The organism is Bifidobacterium sp. LH_450 (assembly GCF_056356715.1).
In genome coordinates this window covers 162,253-181,865 of sequence record NZ_JBKEUU010000001.1, presented here as the reverse complement: position 1 = coordinate 181,865, position 19,613 = coordinate 162,253, and the positions used below count along the sequence as shown (strand labels likewise).

The window sequence follows — 19,613 nt, the reverse complement described above, 5'->3', positions numbered from 1 at the left end:
CCATGGCTGAACGGCATGACCAGGGCGATTCCACCCGCGACGACATCCCCGCGGTGCCGTCGCAGAACATCAGCCGGCAGCGTGCCCGGGACCGCAAGAACGACAACACCGCGACCGGCGCGTTTCCCGTCGTGCGCAAGAACGCGAAGCGCAAGGAGCTGTCCGAACGCAGCCGTTCGCTGCGCGCCAAGCTCGTCTCCAGCCTGCTGGTGGCTGCGCTGTGCGCCATGCTCGCCTACGCGTACGTCATCCAGCTGAACAACACCGACCTGTCCTACGAAACGATGAGCGAAACCGAGCTGACGCGCCTGCTAAGCGAGACCAGCTCTCAGGCGCAGAGCCTCGAGGAGCGCAAGAACGAGCTGACCAGTCAGCTGACGAGCCTGCAGGAGGCAGCCGACAAGGAGGCGCAGGCTGAAAAGATCGCGCAGGAAAACGAAGCGACCAGCGGCATCCTTTCCGGGCGGCTGCCCGCCAAGGGGGAGGGGATTATCGTCCGGATTACGCAGGGCACCAAGAAGGACATCGACGCCTCGACGATGTTCAACGTCATCGAGGAACTGCGCAACGCCGGCGCGGAGGTCATCGCCATCAACGACGTGCGCGTCGTGACGTCCACGTACGTCGCGGAAACGACGGCAGGGCTGCAATGCGACGGGAAAATGCTGTCGTCGCCGTATACCATCAAGGCCATCGGGGACAAGGCCAACCTGCAGAACGCCATCAACATGGCTGGCGGCGTAGGTTCGCAGCTGCAGGTCAAGTTCGGGGCGACGGTCACGATCGAGCTGTCCGACGACGTTGAAATCACGGAAGTTCAGAGCGTGTCCGACTATAAGTACGCGAAGATTGTAGAATGACTCTTATGACTGATCCGATTCCTACCGCGGGCGAGACCACCATCATCGGCCTGCCCGCAATCCACATTCCGGTCACGGCGACCGGAGACCGTCCGTTGACGCAGGAGGACCTCGATACCATCTCGAGGCTTTCCGACAACACCGCGCTGCTCATTTCCACGCGCGGCGCCGTTTCGGGATCGCGCTACCTGCTTGACGAAGACGAGGTGACCGTAGGGCGCGATCCGCGCGCCGACATCCTGCTGGACGATTCGACGGTATCGCGCGCCCACGCGGTGTTCCGCCGTACGGCGGGGACCTATGCCGTCATCGATGCCGGCAGCCTCAATGGCACCTACGTCAACCGCCAGCGCGTAGACCAGGCGGTGCTGCATGACGGCGACGAGATCATGATCGGCAAGTTCCGCCTCGTGTTCTTCACGAACGCATCGTTCAAGGGGTAGCCGGAAGGCTGCATGCCCGTCGAAAGGGGAGTGGGTGCGATGGATGGTGCCGCGCGCGAGCTTGTGCAGGGAGAGCTGTTCGACGTTGCCGGCGACGCCGAGGATGGCCGCGGCTACCGGGGGACCGTCGCTTCGAAGGTCGCCGGCATCACCTACCGGCAGCTGGACTATTGGGCCCGCAAGCAGATTGTGGAGCCATCCATCACGCCTTCGCACGGCTCCGGTTCGCGGCGCCTGTATTCGTTCAAGGACATCGTCATCCTTGCCGTCTCCAAGCAGCTGCTGGACGTCGGCGTCAACCTGCAGAACGTGACGTCGGCGATAGAGTACCTGATGAGCAAGGAGACGGCGGCCCTTGAGCACACGACGATCCTGTGCGACGGAACGGCCGTCCATGAATGCCGCCAGCCTGACGACATCGCGCGGCTGCTGGGCAGCGGGCATGCGGTATTCGGCATTTCGGTGGGGTCGATCTGGCATCGCACCGCTGAAGCGCTGGAGGGGGAGGAGTACACCGTTCTTGACGACGCCGGCGCGGGCAAGACGCATGCGCAGGTGTCGGTACGTCCCATCGACGAGCTCGCCGCAAGCCGCATGCGCCGCAAGCTCGAGCATCGCCGCATGGCCCGTGCTGCCGCCGGCAATGAAATGCCGCAGGAACCGCCGGAATCGGTGCCGTCCCATACGCTGATCGACTAATCGGGACACGAAGGGGCGTTCCTATTTTCCCGGTAAAACGTTATGTCAGATTAGACCTATGAAGGGAGCCGTCATGAGCGCTTTGCCTGCCATGCTTTGGATGATCGGCGCCGCGTGCGCGTTGCTGGTCATCGTCGTATGCGTGTTGCGCAGCCATTACTTCACCGATACCGGCGCGCCGGTGCGCCCGGTGAGCTGGAGCGTTGTCGGCATGCATTTCGTATCGCTGATCCTGCTGGCGATGCCGTATCCGATTTTCCTGTCCATCGAGGGATCGCTGAAGGAGCATACGCTGCATCTGTACCAGCGGCTCGGCATTCCCAGCGCCGTCGTCGCGGTCGTGCTGGTCGGCGCCGAACTGGCGCTGATGTATCTGCAGGCACGCCGCGCCATGAAAAGCGAAGTCGAGAAGACGCTGCGTGCAGCCAATGCGCTGCACGATGAGCAATAACGATGCAAGCATGCAAGGAACGTTTCCGGGGCGCGCGGGGAGATGTTCCGGATATCTAATCTGACATAACGTACCTTATCGGATATTTTCGGATACGGGATTTTTATTACAGGAATATGGAAAACGCTGCCATATACGTTCGTACGTTGGCAGCGTTTCCCGTTTGCGAAAAATCTGAGATTGAACGGTCAGCGTTCCGGCTGCGCGAAATATTCGCGTACGGCGCCGGACAGTTCGCCGACCTGGCCGATGACGCGGTACGCGCCGTGTTCGCTGAGCTCTCCGGGTTCGGCGTAGCCCCAGCCACAGCCTAGGCAATCCAGGCCGCATGCCTTGGCGCCGTCGACATCCGTCCAGCGGTCGCCGACCATCAGCGCACGATCGCCGCCTTGTGCGTCGAAGCCGATGCGGTCGAACGCATAGCGGATGACCTGGTCCTTGTCCAGCCGGCTGTTGTCGGTGCTGGCGCCGAAAATGCCGTCGACCATGCGGTCGAGGCCGAAATGCCGGCAGATCGGCACGGCCTGGTATTCGGGCTTGCAGGTGGCGATGGCCAGGTAGAACCCGTCGTCGCGCAGCTGTCCCAGCTGTTCCTCGATGCCGTCGTACAGCGCGTTGTACAGGCAGCCGGGCACCTTCTGGCCCGGATTGGCCGGATCGTCGAACGTAGGCTCGTCGCCATAGTAATGGCGGTACGTCGCGATGGTCCGGTCGAGCTTGGATTCGGGCACGTGGTTGCGGCGCAGCGATTCGATGATCGCCGGGCCGATGAAGCGCTGCAGTTCGTCATCGTCGGGAACGGGCTCCCCGACGGCCTGGAAGGCCTTGATGACGCAGCCGATGATGCCTGGGTCGGACTTGGTAAGCGTGCCGTCCAGATCGAGCAGGACGACATGTTGAGGATGGCTGGCCAATGAATCGTTTCCTTACTCGTAGTCCGGGAACCAGCCGTCGCGGTGCATCTGCAGCCGCTTCTCCAGCAAATCGGCGAGTTCCTCTTCGGTACGGCGCTCAAGGAGCATGTCCCAGTGCGTACGCGTGGGCTTCGTGATTTCGTTCGCTTCGCTCTCGTCTTCATCTTCGCGATGCGCTACTGCGCCGCAGCGGCATTCCCATTCGGCCGGCGCTTCGGCGCCTTCGGCGAAGGGAAGGATCGTGCGGTGGCCCTTCGGGCATACGTAGGCGACCTCGCTGCGGGCGGCGAAATCGACGTTGTCGTCCGATTCCAGGGACTTCGCGCCGATGCTCATGCCTCGCAAGCTACGTTCTGCCATGGTTTTCCTTCCTGAAAACAATATACGACCACGCTACAAAACAGCGGGGACGAGGGGTTTATTCCTCTCCCCCGTCCCCGCTGGCTGCGTCGCGGATTGCGGATCAGTCGACGCCGGTGTAGGCGACGATGCCGCGGTTGACCCGGTCGAAGGCAAGCCGTGCGGCATCGGCCAGCGCGGCGCCATCGGGGCCGAGGTACGGTTCGGCGACGGCGATCTGCTGGAGCATGTCGGCAAGCCGCTTGGCATTGCGCACGAAATCGCCGCCGGTCAGCTCGGTGCCGTCCAGCACTTCGGCCAGCGAATCGCCGTCCGCCCATTCATAGACGATGTCGGCGATGCCGAAGTCGATGGGCTGGAAGAGATCCTCGTCCATGCCGGCATCCTCGCACAGCACCATGATGCGCTCGTCGACGTCCTCCAGGGCAGCCGCGGCCTTGGCGACATGGCCATCCGCTCCCCCCGGATAGTACTTCGGCTCGCTGCTCATGCCGCGGCGCGCCTCGTAGATGAGCGACGAGAGCACCGACGCGAGCTCGGCGGCGTTCAGCCCGTCGAACGTGCCGTCCGTAATCGCCTGCGCCAGCGTCAGGTCCCGCTCGCTGTACAGGCGCCGAAGCAGCTGGCCGCGTTCCGTCAGCCGGTAGTCGACATGGCCGTCGCGGTCGGCGCGTTCCAGGTATCCCAGTGAAGCGAGGATCGTGCAGATGCGGTCGAACTGGCGCGCAACCGAACCGGTACGGGATTCATAGCGGTCCTCCATGCGCTCCAATTCGCGCATTTCGCGTGCCCAGCGGTGACCCCACTTGAGATGCTGCTGCAGGTCCGGGCACTGGCGGCACGGATGGTTCGCTTCCTCTTCCTTCAGCTCGGCGATGCGCCGGTCCAGGTCCTGGAAGGCCCGCGTACGCGCCTTGGCGTTGGCGAACTGCGTGTGCTTGAGGCGCCGGCGTTCGTTCTTCTGCAAATCGCTCAGGGCCATGCGGATCTCCATGAAATCCCTGAAATCGCCTTCCTCGCAGGCGAACGCCTTCTCGTAGCCGTCAAGGGAACGCTTCAGCGCCTCGATATTGGCTTCCAGCTTCCATGCGGATTCGTTGGCCTCCCACTGCGCGAAGGAATGGTCCAGCGTGGTGCGGGCCGTTTCGTAGTCGCTGGAATTGAGCAGGTTGACGGCCATGTTGAACGTCGGCTTGAAGCTCGAATGCAGCGGATAGACTCGCTTGCTGGACAGCGCAGCCGCCGTCGCCGGCTTGAAATCGCGGTGGTCGATGACGATGGCGTTGCCGATCGTGTCGATGCCGCGGCGCCCTGCGCGTCCGGTCAGCTGGGTGAACTCCCCCGGCGTCAGGCCGACGATGCCCGTGCCATCGTATTTCTGCAGGCTTTCGACGACGACGCTGCGTGCCGGCATGTTGATGCCGAGCGCCAGCGTCTCGGTCGCGAACACGACCTTGATCAGGCCCTCTTCGAACAGACGCTCGACGATCTGCCGGAACAGCGCGATCATGCCGGCATGGTGCGCGGCGAACCCCTCCTCGAGCGCGTAGCGGAACTTGTTGAATTCCAGCGTCTTGAGGTCTTCGCGCGTCAGCTGGCCCTGCACCATCTCGTCGACGATCTGCCGGATGCGCGCCACCTCTTCGTCGGTGGTCAGCTCGAGCCCGGCGTTGAGGCATTGCTCTACCGCCTCGTCGCAGCCGTTGCGCGAGAAGATGAAGTAGATTGCCGGCAGCATGTGCAGGAAATGCAGCTCGTCGACGACGGCCCAGCGCCGGGGCATATAGCGGGTCTCCGCCTTCATGCGGGGCTGGCGCTTGCCGCCCTTGCCGTAGCCTCGCCGGCCGCGTTCCTTCTGCGCGCCGCGCCGGCGTTCGGCGAGATGGTCGAACTCGTCGAGCCGGCTGGTGAGCCTGCCGTTGAGCTTGACGGTCTGCTCGCCGTCCTCGCCGCGGCGATAGAGGTCGAAGAGTTCGGGCTCGGTGCGTGCATCCTTCTGCACGAGCACGTACTGGTCAAGCGGCACCGGACGGTGCTCGGATACGACGAGCTTCGTGTCGCCGCGCACCGAGGTGATCCACTTCGCGAAGTCCTCGACGTTCGAGACGGTTGCGGACAGTCCGACGATCTTGACGGTCTGGGGAAGGTGGATGATCACTTCCTCCCACACCGGCCCGCGGAATTTGTCGGCGAGGTAATGGACCTCGTCGAGTACGACGTAGCGCAGCGCCTGCAACGTGTTCGAGCGTTCGTAGAGCATGTTGCGCAGCACTTCGGTCGTCATGACGACGATATCGGCTTCCGAATTGATCGACGTGTCGCCAGTGAGCAGGCCGACCTTGTCCGGGCCGTAGACGGCGACGAGGTCATGGTATTTCTGGTTGCTCAGCGCCTTGATCGGCGTCGTATAGAACGCCTTCGCGTTCTGCTGCTGCGCCAGGAAGACGGCGAAATCGGCGACGACGGTCTTGCCGGCGCCTGTAGGCGCCGCGACCAGCACGTTCGAGCCGTCCTCCAGCGCCTGGTTCGCCTCCATCTGGAACTCGTCCAGATCGAAGGGCATCTTGTCGGCGAACTGCTGCGTTACCGACGCGCGACGGCGCTTGGTCTCCTGAAAGGCGGCGTAGCGCTGCGCAGGGGTCGGTTCGGCGATGTCCTCGGCATCGGCGCGGTTGCTCTTATGATGACGATGACGTGTCATGGATTCTTACGCTCCGCATTAATCGTTGAAATGCAGCCACTTGCTCCAGATGCCGGCGTAACGGTTACGGCGAGCCTCCTGGCGCCGGATGACCTGCGCGTGGGCTTGCGAGTAGCGGTCGGCCGCAGTGCTCAGAGGCTGCGTGAATATGGCCGGTTCGCCAGGGGCGACGGCATCGGCGTCAACGCTCATTTTGCCGAGCGTCGAGGATACCGCGTCGCCGACGGCGGACGCTTTCTTGACCGCGCGCACGGCATGGACGACGACGTACAGGACGCCGGTCGCCAGCATCGCAAGCATGAACACGACGAGGACGAGCCAGATCCAACCAGGCATGTTGCCTCCTCCCTAGGTCAGCGGGACTTGGAGTCCCGCTCTCCAACGCTCAGTTCGCGCTGTGCGCGCGCAATAATCATTGTACGGAGCGTTTCGGGCGCGACGGCGATAATATGCCGAGCGTGAGCAATGCAGAACGCCACGAACCAGGAGTCCGACTGGATGGTAAGGTGCACCTTCTCCCCCTCGCCGCACGGCTCGACATGTGCATCGGACAGCGTGCGGATGAAGTTCAGGTGCGGCTGGTCGGTGATGAATACCGCCGGCGTGCCGTTGTCGACGCTCCACTTGCGCAGGTCGCTGACGGGCACGTCCGGCACGTTGAGCTGGGCGACGGGGTCGACGATTTCGGCATGCTCGATGCGGGCGATGCGCAGAATCTGCCAGATGCGCGGCTTGCCGGTGGCCTTGTTGATCGTTTCGTCCTTGGCAACGAGCAGTTTCTTGCTCTCCGGGGTGGCGGCCTCGACGTCGGTCCAGACGGCCACGTAGTACAGCCCCTCGTCGGCGAAGATCTTCGACGGGGCGACGATCTTGCGGTGCAGGCGCCCGGAACCGTCGGTGAACTCCATATCGAGCAGCTTGTGGTTGTTGATCGCCGACTGCACGGTCGAGAAGCTGTGGGGCTCCACCTCGTAGCCAGTCAGGCTCACCCACGGCGTCGCCCCGGGCGTGACGTGCTTGCGCAGCCGCTCATGCAGCGAACGCGCCTGGTCGCGCTGGTCGACGGGCAGCAGGCGGGAATGGGCGAGATAGTTCACCGACGCGGTGAGCATGCTCATGTACTGCGGGGAAATGCCCGCGAGACGCTCAAGGCCCAGCGAATTGGTCGCCGACACGATGCCCTCGGAATCCAGCAGCGACCAGTCGATATCGAAGAACTGGCTGCCGGCCATTTCGCCGTCGTCGGAAACCGTCGTCAGCGTGTTGATGTCCTTGTGGATGGTGGCGACGAACTTCTTGAGTTCCTCGTCGTTCTTCGGGCGGCCGATGAACCTCACGGCGAGCTCATCGAGCGAGTACTCCTCCCCCAGATGCGCCGAAAGGAACAGCATCAGGCGCAGGCGGCGGTCCACTTCGCTGCCGGTCTGGAACGAGCCCTTCTTGCCGTGGCCCTTGGACGGCTCCTCGTCGTCGTCCTCGTCGTCCTGTCCCGCAGGGGAAATCGACTTCGCCATGACCGTCGCGCCCGGAGTGTCGGCGGAAGCGTCGGCAAGCTGGAACTGGGTGGCGGCTTCAAGCCTGCGGTGGTAGGCCTCGACGGCTTCGCGCGGGCTGACGATGACGGCGCCGGGATGCTCGAGCACGAACATCGCCAGGTCGTCCGAATCGCTGTAGGCGACGTTGATATGCTCCCCGTCAACGTCGATGGTGGCCGCGAAACGGCGCGAATCGACTTCCTTGACGAGGTTTTCGGGAATGTGCTGCGTGCCGAGCCCGGGCGCGATGGAGTCCAGGCCAAGCCCCGGCATCGGGGTCTGCGGCACCCGTGGCGCGGTGCGCGAGGCGTGCTGCTGTTGCTGCGCCGGATCGGGGGCGGAGGAAATGGACATCGAGCGCGCCAGGTAATTGGCGGCCGCAAGGACGGGCATGTCCTCGGGCATGAAGCGCAGCCTGATGCGCGGTTCGTCGCCGAGCTGCAGGCGATAGGACGCGAAGTCCTGCCCCTCCGACTTCGACGAGTATTCCGGCTGGCGGGACTCGATGGCGATGCCCATGGCGGCGAGCTTGGCGCGGTCGCGCTGGAATTGCTTGGCGAAAGCCGCCTTGGCGGCCTGATCGGCGAGTTCTCCGTACGAATCGGCGTATGCCTTCACACGCTGTGCAATCTGGCGGGAAGTGAGCCATTGCGGGAAAGCCGATGACAATACTGCGAGTACGTCGAGTTCGTGCTTGCCCCACTTGTCCGAGAAGCGGCGCCTTCCGTTACTGCCTTCTACCATTAAGTCCTACCGTATCGTTATGGTGTGCTGTAAGTGTGCGCACGGTTTGCACCATGCTCTGGTTATCTATGATAGATGCTTTTTCAGTACACGATGACCAAAATGTTGAAAATGCCCTGTTTTTATTTTTCCGGCATGTGATGGAACAGCCATTCGTCCGGCTCCACGCCCTGAGGCCCGACGTATTCGCCGTTGGGCACGTAGTTCGGCCGTCCCGAATCCTCCAGCACGGCGTCGCCGTAGAAGCTGACGTTGCGCCCGAAGGTCCAGTCCCCTTCTATCGTCACCGAATTGGCCGCCGCCAGCGACGGCACCGAATAGGGGAAGCGTTCGTCGAAGTCATGGATGTTCTTGTAGTACCTCGGGTCGAGCTTGATGTCCGGGAACAGGTAGTTGCCGTCTTCCATTTCGTAGGAATCGGTGAGATGGAACCGGTCGGAACGCATGATGAACAGGTCGTCGGTGGTCTTGACCGGCAGGAAGCGCATGCGGTCGACCTCCACGCAGATGGCGCCGTCGAATAGGCTGACGGCGGAACCCATGGCGGTCTCCAGCTGGACGACCTCAGCGGAATCCGGATCCGTCGGATCGACGGTCTTCATGTTGCGGATGACGGGCAGCGGCAGCACGCCGTCGTATTTGGCCAGCAGCTCCTTGAGCGCGTCGATGCGCACCCAGATGCTGTTGGTGTTGAAGAACGGATGCTTGTGGATGTCCATCGCATCATGCTTGTCGTCCGGATGCACCTGCGTCATCTCGCGCAGCATGAGGCGTCCGGTGGCCTTGTCGCGCACGATATGGCCGCCCTTGCGGTCGGCGCTGGTGCGCCGGGCAACCTCGATCATGATCGGCGCGCCGGTATTCTCGAAATGCTGGGCGAGCGTGCGCGAAGGGCGCGCGCCCAGGTTGTCCGAATTGGAAATGAACAGGTACTGGAAGCCCCGTTCCTCGAGGATGTCCAGCAGGCCGGATTCCCAGACGGTGGCGAACAGGTCGCCGTGACCGGGCGGGCACCATTCAAGCTCGCGGTTCTGCGGATAGTCCACCGGGCGTCCGGTGGACGCGTCAATCTTGGGTTCCTGGTGCTGGATGATTTCGACGGGAACCCCTTCCTGAGTGAAGAACGGGTGCTTTTCCAGTACCTTCATCGTGTCCTTCGAAGTGCGGAACGAGTTCATCAGCGTCAGCGGCAGCTCGATGCCCAGGCGCTGGCGCGCCGTGACGACCTGCCCGAGAATGATGTCGATGAAGCGCATCGGCCTGGCCTTGTGGCGGCGTACCGGGAGCAGCGATTTGGCGCAGTCGAGGCCCATCGAGGTGCCCAGGCCGCCATTGAGCTTGAGGAACGCCGTCTTGGCGAACGCGTCGATGGCCTTGTCGTGGTTGATGGTTTCGTACACGTCGTGGAAGCTCGGGATGCGCGTCAGCGGATCGACGTCTTCTTCGCGGATCCAGGCGGTGTCCTCGCCGCTCTCCCATACGTCGTAGAGCCTATGGAACTGCGAAATCGCCATTTCGCTCATGCCGTTGTCGCGCATTTTGGCTGCGGACGGTTCAAACACGTCGGCCATGCCGTTTAACCCTTTCGTCGCGGTTGGAACGAAATCGCTTAACCAGCCGAATTCCGTTGAATTCCCGAGTCTACTGTAGTCCCCTCTTTTGCGGCCTGCGTGGCGGAACGCGCCGCACGCAAAAAAAGAATATCCGGCGAAAGCGCCGAATATTGGATACCGTCAGTGTAATCGAACATCGCCGATGGTGCAATTTGGCTTAGTCTAGACATCCATGGCGTCGGCGGAAAGAAGCGCCGATCCCCTAGGCGTGCGGCGCATTCCTGGAACAACTGGCGCGCCGCTGCGTCCAGCCGGACGATCCCCTAGGCGTGCGGCGCGTCCTGGTCATCGGGGTCGTCCTTGAAGATGCCGATGACGCCGACAATGGCGGCCGCAAGCACCAGTGGCGCGCATACCCACGGCGAGAAGCCCGCGATCTTGAGCGCCAGGGCGATGGCGACGAGCGCGACGGCGATGATGATGAACCATTTCCTTGCCATAACGGCAACTCTAGCGCGCCAATGCTCAGGGCGCGCCGCTGCGTGTGGACGCATTTTGCGCAGGATGCCCCGAAGAAATACGGTGGAGAATACGCATTGAACGCCGGCGCCTCAAACCATTGCAGTGCGCAGTCCGGCAACGTCGGACGGCGATTTCTGGATAAACATCTGCATGTATCTTCATGAACCGGAAATCCTTTTATACTTTCAATGGGAATATATGACGAAAGGGTTGCCGTGGCGAAGCTGGATACTGACGAAATGACGAAAAAGGCGATGGATACCGTAACCGCTCTCGCCAAGCTTCCCGTGGTCCGCGTTGACCGGGAGGCTTTTCTGCGCAAGCAATTCGAGAAATCCCCTTATATCGATCAGATACTTGAGAATGGCCCTCAAAGCGTATATACCCCCGACTCTCTGCGGAAAAGGGCTGATAAGGTCATTGCGGCCAGCACAAACAGCACGTCGTTGACCTCGTTCGTCGCCGGGCTCCCCAGCAATCCAGCCCTCATGGTTGCCGCTGGAGGCGGTGATGTAGCGCAATATTTCGGTTTCGCTCTGAATATGGCCCAGAAACTGGCATATCTGTTCGGGGACGATGAACTGTTCCGGGACGATCTCGATGAATTATCCGAGGAGACCCAGGCCCGCATTGTCGCTTATCTGGGCGCCATGCTTGGCGTGAGCGGTTCCGCCGCGCTGATTCTGGCGGTTTCCAAAAAAGCCAGCGAAAACGTGGGCAAGAAAGTCGCCGGCATGGCCCTGACAAAAACCTTCTGGTATCTTCCCATGAAGAAGGTCGCTGCCCTCATCGGAGTCAAGGTCACCAAGCAGACCGTCCAGTCTGCGGTGACCCATGCAGTCCCTGTCATCGGCGGCTTCGTATCCGGCGCCATCACCTATGCTACGTTCAAGCCGATGGGCAGGCGTTTCGCCGACATGCTCGTTCGCCGTGCCAAGGGAGAATTGACCGATGAAGACGACCTCGAGCTCACCCCGGAGTTCAAGGAACGTCTTCAACGAGAAGAGCGCTCCGCTCAGGTTGAAGAACGCAGCGAAGCCGTATCGGTGGTGTCGATATCGGCGGAGCCAGATGAAGAAACGGTCGCCGCCCCTGAGGAAGCGGGATGATTCAGCGTGCGGACGTTGTGCCAATTTGTGACAGAAAACCGGATCCGTGAACGCGAGAACCCGCCAAGAATGGCGGGTTTTCAACGTTTCTGGTCGGACCAGCGGGATTTGAACCCGCGACCCCTTGACCCCCAGTCAAGTGCGCTACCAAACTGCGCTATGGTCCGAACGGCGCCGTTTGCCCGGATTGTTCCGCGCGAAGCACCGAGTTGAAAACATACCACGGTTCGCGGCGAAAGCAAAATGCCGGCGCGCCGCGACGCGCCGGCATCCATTGGCATGAGCGATTGCTACTTGCGCTTCTTCTTTTCGCGCACGTTCACCGAAATCTGGATCGGGGAGCCTTCGAAGCCGAATTCTTCGCGCAGCTTGCGCTCAAGGAAGCGGCGGTAGCCGTGCTCGAGGAAGCCGCTGGCGAAGATGACGAAACGCGGAGGCCGCGCGGAAGCCTGCGTGGCGAACAGGATGCGCGGCTGCTTGCCGCCGCGCAGCGGATGGGGGTGCGCGGCCTGGATCTTGCCGAGGAACGCGTTGAGCTTGCCGGTAGGAACGCGCTGGTCCCACGATTCCAGGGCCTGGCGCATGGCGCGGCCAAGGCGGTTGGTGTGCCAGCCCGTCTTGGCGGACAGGTTGACGCGCTGCGCCCACGTGACGCGTTCGAATTCGGTCTTCCAGAGCCGTTCCATGCGCTGGCGGTCGAAGTCGTCCATCAGGTCCCACTTGTTGAACACCAGCACGACGGCGCGGCCGGCGTCGACTGCCGAGCTCATGACCTTGAGATCCTGGTCGGAAATGGGCTGCGAGGCGTCGAACAGCACGAGGGCCAGCTCGGAGCGCTCGATGGCGGCCTGCGTGCGCAGCGACGAATAGTATTCCGCCCCCGATAGCTTATGCTGGCGTCGCTTGATGCCCGCAGTGTCGATGAACAGGTAGTCCTCGCCGTCCACGTCGACGATTTCATCCACCGGGTCGCGCGTCGTGCCGGCCAGGTCGTTGACCACGGAACGTTCGGAATGCGCCAGCTGGTTGAGCAGCGACGACTTGCCGACGTTCGGGCGCCCGACGAGCGCCACGCGGCGCAGCCCGCTCGGCGTGAGGAACCCGGAGGTGCGTTCGGCCTTCTTCAGCTGGCCAATCGCCTCGTCGAGCATCTCGCCGATGCCGCGGCCGTGCATGGCGGAAATCGGGTACGGCTCCCCCAGCCCAAGCCTCCAGAATTCGGAGGCCATCATGTCGGCATTGCGGTCGTCGGCCTTGTTGACGGCCAGCGTAACCGGCTTGCCGGCCTGGCGCAGCATCTTGACGATCCGCTCGTCGGTATCGGTCAGTCCTACCTGGCCGTCAACGACGAGGATGACGGCGTCGGCCAGCTCGACGGCGATCTGCGCCTGGCTGGCGATGGCTGAATCGATGCCCTCGACGTCCGCCTCCCAGCCGCCGGTGTCGACGAGCTTGAAATCGGTGCCGGCCCACTCGGCATCGTAGCTGACGCGGTCGCGCGTAACGCCCGGGGTGTCCTCCACGACGGCGGCGCGGCGCCCGAGGATGCGGTTGACCAGCGTCGACTTGCCGACGTTGGGCCGTCCGACGACGGCAAGGACGCCTACGGGCTTCGCCTTGGCGCGCTCCGTTCCGGCGTCGAACACCGAGCCGTCGATGAGCCCCTCGTCGCCCTCGTCGAGTTCGTAGCCTTCGAGATTGGCGGCGTAGCGCTCGTATTCCTGCGTTTCGATGGCGTCTTCCACCAGCCCCGAGATGACGTCGAACGTCTCCTCGAACGTCAGGTCCGAGTTGTCGACGGTCGCCACTCCCCCGCTGGCCTCGGTGAAGTTCGTCACCTTCGAATCCTGGCGGTCGCGGGCGGCGACGTCTTCGGCGCCCGCGGAGCCGGCCGAGGCCTGGCCGTTGCGGCGTGCCTGCCGCACGTCCTCGCGGGCCGTCAGCAGCACGCGCACCTCGGCGTCGGGGGCTACGACGGTGGTGATGTCGCGGCCCTCGGCCACGATGCCGCGGCCTTCGGAGAACGATTCCTCGGGCCCCTCGGCGGCGATGTAGGCGCGCTGCGCCGCAATGAGCAGGTGACGCACCGGAATGATGTTCGAAACCTTCGACACATGGGAGGAGACCTCGCTGCTGCGGATCTGCTCGCTGATGTCGACGCCGTCCACGGTGATGGCCTGATGGTCGGGGTCGACGGAGATGTCGATATGGCCGTCCGCGAAGAGCCTTCCGACCGTTTCGGTGATCTCGCGCTCATCAAGCGAGTCAGCGTCGAGGTCGATGCCCTGATCCATGACCCACCACGCGGCAGCGCGGTACATGGCCCCGGTATCGAGGTACGCGAAGCCGAAATAGCGCGCCAGGGCCTTGGCGGTGGACGATTTGCCGACCCCTGCGGGGCCGTCGATGGCTACGCGGATCACAGGCCGACCTCCTTGGACAGCGAACGCACTTCCGTCTGCGAAAGCACGCGGTAGGAGCCGGGCTTAAGGTCGCCGAGCTTGATCGGGCCGATCTGCGTGCGCACCAGCCGGCGCACCGGGAAGCCGATCGAGCCGAAGATGCGCCTGACGATGCGGTTCTTGCCGGAATGCAGGACGACCTTGACCATAGTCGTTTCGCGGTTGGAATCGAGGATCGTGCACTTGTCGAGCTTGATCCAGCCATCGTCGAGCTGGACGCCGGTCTTGACCAGGCGGTGGGCGACGGTGCCGCTCATATGCCCTTCGAGCGTGGCGATGTAGGTCTTCTCCACTTCGTATTTCGGGTGCATGACGTGCTGCGAGAGCTCGCCGTCGTTCGTCATGAGGATGAGGCCCTCGGAATCGTAGTCGAGGCGCCCCATATGGAAAATACGGTCGTACTTGTCGCCGACGATGTCGCGCAGCGTGTAGCGCCCCTTCGGGTCATCCATGGCGCTCAGCACGCGCTTGGGCTTGTTCAGCGCGAGGGTGACGTGGTTCGGGTTGACGCGCACGCGCGATCCGTCGACGCGCACCTGCTGGCGCGACGGGTCGACGCGGCTGCCGAGCGTCGTGACGAGCTCGCCATCGACTTCGACGCGGCCATCGGTAATCATTTCCTCGCATTTGCGGCGCGATCCGAATCCTGCCTGCGCCAGGAACTTCTGGAGCCGGATTCCTTCATTGTTGTCTGCATGGGCCTTCTTGGCCTGGCTATATGCGTGTGGCATCGTTCTCCCAACGTGGCCTGTTGGCCGCCCGCGGCGGCATGGACAGTGCTCGCCGCGGTGCCCATTCCCTGAATTTTTCAAGGAAAGCGCTGCGGCATTGTCTAGTATTGTACAGCGGAGGGGGCGGAATGCCGTCTCCCCCGTGCGGTTTTTCCCGCACAACGTATACAAGATTAAAGGAAAGATATGACTGCTGTTGATAGTGTTGCGGCTGCACCCGCCAACGAGGGGGCGCTGCAGAAGCATTCGATATGGGCCCGCGTGCTGGCTGAATTCGCAGGCAGCCTGCTCATCTGCCTCGCCATCTACCTGATGTGCACGTTCGGCTCGGCGTTCTACAGCGTGAACATGGCCTACATGGCTCTGGGAACCGGCGTGGTCTATGCGGCGATGACGCTGATTTTCGGCAAGATTTCCGGAGCGCAGTTCAATCCCGCCATCACCGTCGCGGCGATGCTGACGTCGAAGACGAAGGTGCTGGACGGCGTGCTGTACATCATCGCGCAGCTGGTCGGCTGCATCGGCGCCGGCGCGCTGTTCGCCCTCATCCTGCCGACTTCCGATTCGATTACCGCGAGCCAGTGGTACAACATGGCGGTGAACGGCTTCGATGAGGGTTCCGTGCTGTATTCCTCGATGAATTCGCTGGGCCTGACGTTCAACGCGACCGTCGCCATCATCGTCGAGCTGGCCGCTTCGATCATCGTCGTGGCCGCCGCCATGCGCACGATGAAGCAGGACGGCGCGCCGACCAGGGAGCACACACTGGGCATGGGCCTGGCCTACGCCGCAGCCGTGGCGCTTTCCTTCCCGGTGACCGGCGCTTCGGTGAACCCGATCCGCGCTACCGGCGTCGCGATCTTCGCCACGAAGAAGGGCCTGGCCGTCGAGCCGGTCAAGCAGCTGTGGGTGTTCTGGGTCTGCGCGATCCTGGCCGCCGCCATCGTGGCGCTGGTCATCATCGTCGCCCAGCTGCTGTCGGCGCGTTCGGCCAGCGACGTCCTCGTCGAGACCGATCCTGCCGCCGCGGCGATGGAGGAACAGGACGAAGCCGCCGCCGTTGAGAACGGCGATCAGGCCGACGTTGCCGGGTACGTCCCGGTCATCGAGGAGAACGCCGAGGTAAGCGAGGAAATCTCACAGGCCGATCAGCCGAATGGAGATGAACAGGACCAGTAAGGCGACTCCGGCCCCGATGCCGATGGTCGCATCGAACGCGACCGAGCGCACTTTCCAGGGGCTTTTCTCGCGCAACGCGAGACGGAGGACCCCGGTAGCAATGGCCGTCGCCGCGAGCACCGCGGTGGCGGCCGTTTCATGTCCGAAGGCGGCCAGCAGGCATGAAGCCGCCACCAGTATCGCTACCGTCCATTCACACCATGGCTTGCCTTCATGGTCTTCCGGTACGTAGGGATGCTTGGGGGCTGTCATGCTAGCCGCCTTTCTCATGGTGGCCGCCGGCCTCACGCCGGCAGCCGGTCAGTGGAAGAAGTGACGGGTACCCGTCGTGTACATCGTAATGCCTGCCTTGCGGGCCGCCTCGATGACCTCTTCGTCGCGGATCGAGCCGCCGGGCTGCACGATGGCCTTGACGCCGGCGGCGATGAGAATCTCGGCGCCGTCGGCGAACGGGAAGAACGCATCGGAAGCGGCCACGGCCCCCTCGGTGCGGTTCCTGCCATCGTCGAGCGTATTGGCGCGTTCGACGGCGAGGTTGGCGGAATCCACGCGGTTGACCTGCCCCATGCCGATGCCGACAGTCGCCTCGTCGCGAGCGATGAGGATGGCGTTCGACTTGACGCAGCGCACGGCGCGCCACGCGAACTCGAGGTCCTTGAGCGTCTTGTCGTCCGCTGCTTCGCCGGCCACCAGCGTCCAGTTGGCCGGATCGTCGCCGGCCGCGTCGATCAGGTCCATCGACTGCACGAGCAGGCCGCCGTCGATCTGGCGGAACTGCCGGGTGGTATGGGGGCGCTCGGCGACCTTGAGGATGCGCAGGTTCTTCTTCTTGGTCTGCAGCAGCTCCAGCGCGTCGGCGTCGTAGTCCGGGGCCACGATGACTTCGGTGAAGATCGGGCGCACGCTTTCGGCCATTTCCAGCGTCACCGTGGAGTTGACGGCGATAACGCCGCCGTAGGCGCTCATCGGGTCGCAGGCATGGGCGCGGCGATGGGCTTCGGCAGCCGTCCTGCCCACCGCGAGGCCGCAGGGGTTGTTGTGCTTGACGACGGCGACGGCGATTTCAGGCGCGAAATCCCACACGGCGCGCCAGGCGGCATCGGCGTCCACGTAGTTGTTGTAGCTCATCGGCTTGCCGCCAAGCTGCTCGGCATGCGCGAAGCTGTGCACGTCCAGCGGGTCGGCGTACAGCGCGGCCTGCTGGTGCGGGTTCTCGCCGTAGCGCAGCGTATGCTGCAGATCCCAGGTACCGGTGAAGGCGTCCGGGAATGCCGGGTCGCCCTCTTCGGCGCCGTCCTGCACGGTGGCGGGCTTGGGCCAGTGCTTCGACGTCCATTCGCCAATCGTCGCGTCGTAGGCGGCCGTGTGGGCGAAGGCCTTGCCTGCCAGCCAGCGGCGTTCCTCGAGGGAGAAGCCTTCGCCATTGGCGACGCGCTGGGCCACGAGCGCATAGTCGGCCGGATCGGTGACGATGGCGACGGTCGCGCTGTTCTTGGCTGCGCCGCGTACCATCGAAGGTCCGCCGATGTCGATCTTCTCGATGACGTCGGCTTCGCCGGCGCCTGAACGGACGGTGTCGGCGAACGGATAGAGATTGACGACGACGAGGTCGAACGGCTTGATGCCGAACTCCTCCAGCTGGGCGGCGTGGTCGGGGTTGGTCATGTCGGCCAGGATGCCGGCATGGATATGGGGGTCGAGCGTCTTGACGCGGCCATCCAGGCACTCGGGGAAGCCGGTGACTTCGCTGACTTCGGTGACGTTGACGCCAAGCTCAGCGAGGCGCTTGGCGGTGGAACCGGTGGACACGACTTCGGTGCCCGCTTCGATGAACGCCTTAGCGAGTACCTCAATCCCTTCCTTGTGGTAGATCGACACTAATGCCCGTCGTAACGGTCGGTTGGTGGTCACCCTTGCTCTCCTTCGTGGGTACAGTGGAATTCACGCGCCGCGGCGCCTTCGTTCCTGTGGGTTGTTGGGTGGTTGCGCCCCCTTTCGCCCGGTCCGTGCGCAGTGCACGGTCCGAACGCGCCGAGCGCGGGCCCTGGGGCCTGCGCTTTGGCTGGCTGGAAGCTGCCGCCGGCGCTGGAGCGGAGGCGGAAATCTTGGTGGAACGACGGCGCTGGAATAGCCAGCGCACGGTGAAGACGGCGGCGAACGCAATGACCGCGACGAGCCATGCGCCGAACAGGCCCATGGCCGTCGGGCGCGCAACGCATTGGGTGGATTGCGCAACGTCGACGCCGATGCTCTTGAGGCGGTCGCTGCCCAGCGAACCATTGGACAGCAGGAACAGCAGGCTGGACCCCAGCGATACGAGCACCGCCGCAATGCAGAACGCGCCCGCAGGATAGGCGAACCCCACCAGCACCTGCCGGGCGTCGCTGCGGTGTTCGCCGGAGGGCTTGGCAAAGAGCGGGAAGCCCTTGGGCACCAGGAAGCATACCAGGGCGGCGAGCAGGCTGACCGCAACCGGGATCACCATGACCACGGTACGTACGGTCGCGTTGTCGACGGCGGCCGGGAACAACGCGAAGACCGGCAGGGACGGCAGATCGGAGGCGCTGCCAGACCACAGCGAGAACGTCGCGATCGAGCCGATATGGAAGGCGCCTCCGAACAGCCATGACAGCGCCCAGAGCGCGACGTTGGGAAGCCATGCCAGCGCCATCAGGCACATGAAGATCCGCGAACCGTTCTGCATGCCGAGCATCGAGAACAGGCTCGCCATCGCGCCGTGGTCGAGGATGATCCAGGCGACGACGGTGCCCACCCCGATGACGACGTAGCAGCCGAGCAACACGAGGGCCAGCATGGTGCCCACGCAGACGGCGTGGCGTACGGGCTGGGAAATATGGGCCCGGCAATAGGTCCTGGACCTGAGCATCATGCGCGAACGGGGCACCGCCGCCCACGCGAAGCCGATGCTGAACACCAGCACGCTTTTCAGGACGGCCACGGCCGCCGAATCATTGAGGGCGACGTCGAGTCCATGGGTGAACAGCGCGTTGACGGCGCCCCAGACGATGGCTCCGCAAGCCCAGGCGCGTATATCGGTGGAGAAATGCCTTGCCAGCGCCCGGATCAGCATGATCAGGGCGAGGCTGAGCAGCAGCGGCGTGATGCCGACGGTGATGCCGCCGGCATGGAAGCCGGTCCCCTGCGAGAGCAGCACGACGGCCTGCGTCAGCGGCACCGTGTAGGAAGCCAGCGAATTACCGCCCTCCTCCATGGCGATGACGAGCAGCGCAAGCGCCAGGAAGAACCCCAGCGACACCGCGTAGATCACCATGGCGCATGCGGCGAGCATGACGCCGCGGACATAGGGCTTGAGCCGATCCATCATCATG

At 63.6% G+C, this 19,613-nt stretch carries 18 protein-coding genes and 1 tRNA gene; 6 read left to right on the top strand and 13 right to left on the bottom strand.

The window, feature by feature from the left end; all coding sequences use genetic code 11:
* Positions 1 to 2: 2 nt before the first annotated feature.
* The 4 genes from AC1AXT_RS00860 (at position 3) to AC1AXT_RS00845 (ending at position 2,453) form a co-directional block, all read left to right on the top strand.
* Positions 3 to 860 carry a DUF881 domain-containing protein gene (locus tag AC1AXT_RS00860; protein ID WP_476539840.1) on the top strand — a complete coding sequence of 286 codons (858 nt, stop codon included), beginning with the start codon at positions 3 to 5 and terminating at the stop codon, positions 858 to 860.
* A gap of 5 nt (positions 861 to 865) precedes the next feature.
* Entirely contained in the window at positions 866 to 1,303 is a 438-nt protein-coding gene (locus AC1AXT_RS00855) for an FHA domain-containing protein (protein WP_476539838.1), read from the top strand.
* 39 nt (positions 1,304 to 1,342) lie between these two features.
* Positions 1,343 to 2,002, top strand: a complete 660-nt coding sequence (locus tag AC1AXT_RS00850; protein WP_476539836.1) for a MerR family transcriptional regulator — start codon at positions 1,343 to 1,345, stop codon at positions 2,000 to 2,002.
* Between the two features lie 73 nt (positions 2,003 to 2,075).
* Positions 2,076 to 2,453 (top strand): hypothetical protein, encoded by a 378-nt coding sequence (locus AC1AXT_RS00845; RefSeq protein WP_476539834.1) that lies wholly within the window; start codon positions 2,076 to 2,078, stop codon positions 2,451 to 2,453.
* Positions 2,454 to 2,641: 188 nt separating this feature from the next.
* Here AC1AXT_RS00845 and AC1AXT_RS00840 read toward each other — a convergent pair whose 3' ends face one another.
* The 7 genes from AC1AXT_RS00840 to AC1AXT_RS00810 form a co-directional block, all read right to left on the bottom strand.
* Complete coding sequence (locus tag AC1AXT_RS00840) at positions 2,642 to 3,367, bottom strand: HAD hydrolase-like protein (RefSeq protein ID WP_476539832.1); 726 nt, start codon at positions 3,365 to 3,367, stop codon at positions 2,642 to 2,644.
* Between the two features lie 12 nt (positions 3,368 to 3,379).
* Positions 3,380 to 3,727, bottom strand: coding sequence for an RNA polymerase-binding protein RbpA (locus AC1AXT_RS00835; protein ID WP_476539830.1), 348 nt, complete (start codon positions 3,725 to 3,727; stop codon positions 3,380 to 3,382).
* 103 nt (positions 3,728 to 3,830) lie between these two features.
* A complete protein-coding gene (locus AC1AXT_RS00830; protein WP_476539828.1) occupies positions 3,831 to 6,428 on the bottom strand; it encodes a DEAD/DEAH box helicase in 2,598 nt (865 codons plus the stop codon).
* A gap of 18 nt (positions 6,429 to 6,446) precedes the next feature.
* Positions 6,447 to 6,764, bottom strand: coding sequence for a hypothetical protein (locus tag AC1AXT_RS00825; RefSeq protein WP_476539826.1), 318 nt, complete (start codon positions 6,762 to 6,764; stop codon positions 6,447 to 6,449).
* Between the two features lie 17 nt (positions 6,765 to 6,781).
* Positions 6,782 to 8,707 (bottom strand): helix-turn-helix transcriptional regulator, encoded by a 1,926-nt coding sequence (locus AC1AXT_RS00820; protein ID WP_476539825.1) that lies wholly within the window; start codon positions 8,705 to 8,707, stop codon positions 6,782 to 6,784.
* A gap of 122 nt (positions 8,708 to 8,829) precedes the next feature.
* Entirely contained in the window at positions 8,830 to 10,278 is a 1,449-nt protein-coding gene (locus AC1AXT_RS00815) for a UTP--glucose-1-phosphate uridylyltransferase (protein ID WP_476539823.1), read from the bottom strand.
* 305 nt (positions 10,279 to 10,583) lie between these two features.
* Positions 10,584 to 10,760: a hypothetical protein gene (locus tag AC1AXT_RS00810; RefSeq protein WP_476539822.1), complete on the bottom strand. Its 177-nt coding sequence runs from the start codon at positions 10,758 to 10,760 to the stop codon at positions 10,584 to 10,586.
* Between the two features lie 237 nt (positions 10,761 to 10,997).
* Between AC1AXT_RS00810 and AC1AXT_RS00805 the strand changes: the two genes are divergently transcribed.
* The gene (locus tag AC1AXT_RS00805; RefSeq protein ID WP_476539820.1) at positions 10,998 to 11,891 is read left to right on the top strand and encodes a hypothetical protein; all 894 of its coding nucleotides are present in this window, start codon (positions 10,998 to 11,000) and stop codon (positions 11,889 to 11,891) included.
* A gap of 90 nt (positions 11,892 to 11,981) precedes the next feature.
* Here AC1AXT_RS00805 and AC1AXT_RS00800 read toward each other — a convergent pair.
* The 3 genes from AC1AXT_RS00800 to AC1AXT_RS00790 form a co-directional block, all read right to left on the bottom strand.
* Positions 11,982 to 12,058: transfer RNA gene (locus tag AC1AXT_RS00800), tRNA-Pro, on the bottom strand.
* A gap of 123 nt (positions 12,059 to 12,181) precedes the next feature.
* Positions 12,182 to 14,314, bottom strand: coding sequence for a bifunctional cytidylate kinase/GTPase Der (gene der, locus AC1AXT_RS00795; protein WP_476539819.1), 2,133 nt, complete (start codon positions 14,312 to 14,314; stop codon positions 12,182 to 12,184).
* Positions 14,311 to 15,084, bottom strand: coding sequence for a pseudouridine synthase (locus AC1AXT_RS00790; protein ID WP_476539817.1), 774 nt, complete (start codon positions 15,082 to 15,084; stop codon positions 14,311 to 14,313). The genes der and AC1AXT_RS00790 overlap by 4 nt, the downstream gene beginning before the upstream one ends.
* A gap of 186 nt (positions 15,085 to 15,270) precedes the next feature.
* Here AC1AXT_RS00790 and AC1AXT_RS00785 point away from each other — a divergent pair, with 186 nt between their 5' ends.
* Positions 15,271 to 16,263, top strand: coding sequence for an MIP/aquaporin family protein (locus tag AC1AXT_RS00785; protein WP_476539815.1), 993 nt, complete (start codon positions 15,271 to 15,273; stop codon positions 16,261 to 16,263).
* Here AC1AXT_RS00785 and AC1AXT_RS00780 read toward each other — a convergent pair.
* Genes AC1AXT_RS00780 through AC1AXT_RS00770 form a run of 3 tightly spaced genes read right to left on the bottom strand, consistent with a single transcriptional unit; the run spans position 16,222 to position 19,612 of the window.
* On the bottom strand, positions 16,222 to 16,515 hold the full coding sequence (locus tag AC1AXT_RS00780) for a DUF3017 domain-containing protein (RefSeq protein WP_476539813.1): 294 nt from the start codon (positions 16,513 to 16,515) through the stop codon (positions 16,222 to 16,224). The two genes, AC1AXT_RS00785 and AC1AXT_RS00780, sit on opposite strands and share 42 nt — an antisense overlap.
* A gap of 48 nt (positions 16,516 to 16,563) precedes the next feature.
* Positions 16,564 to 18,174, bottom strand: coding sequence for a bifunctional phosphoribosylaminoimidazolecarboxamide formyltransferase/IMP cyclohydrolase (gene purH, locus AC1AXT_RS00775; RefSeq protein WP_476539811.1), 1,611 nt, complete (start codon positions 18,172 to 18,174; stop codon positions 16,564 to 16,566).
* Positions 18,113 to 19,612 (bottom strand): cell division protein PerM, encoded by a 1,500-nt coding sequence (locus AC1AXT_RS00770; protein WP_476539809.1) that lies wholly within the window; start codon positions 19,610 to 19,612, stop codon positions 18,113 to 18,115. Before AC1AXT_RS00770 ends, purH begins: the two co-directional genes overlap by 62 nt.
* Between the last annotated feature and the right edge of the window lies 1 nt (position 19,613).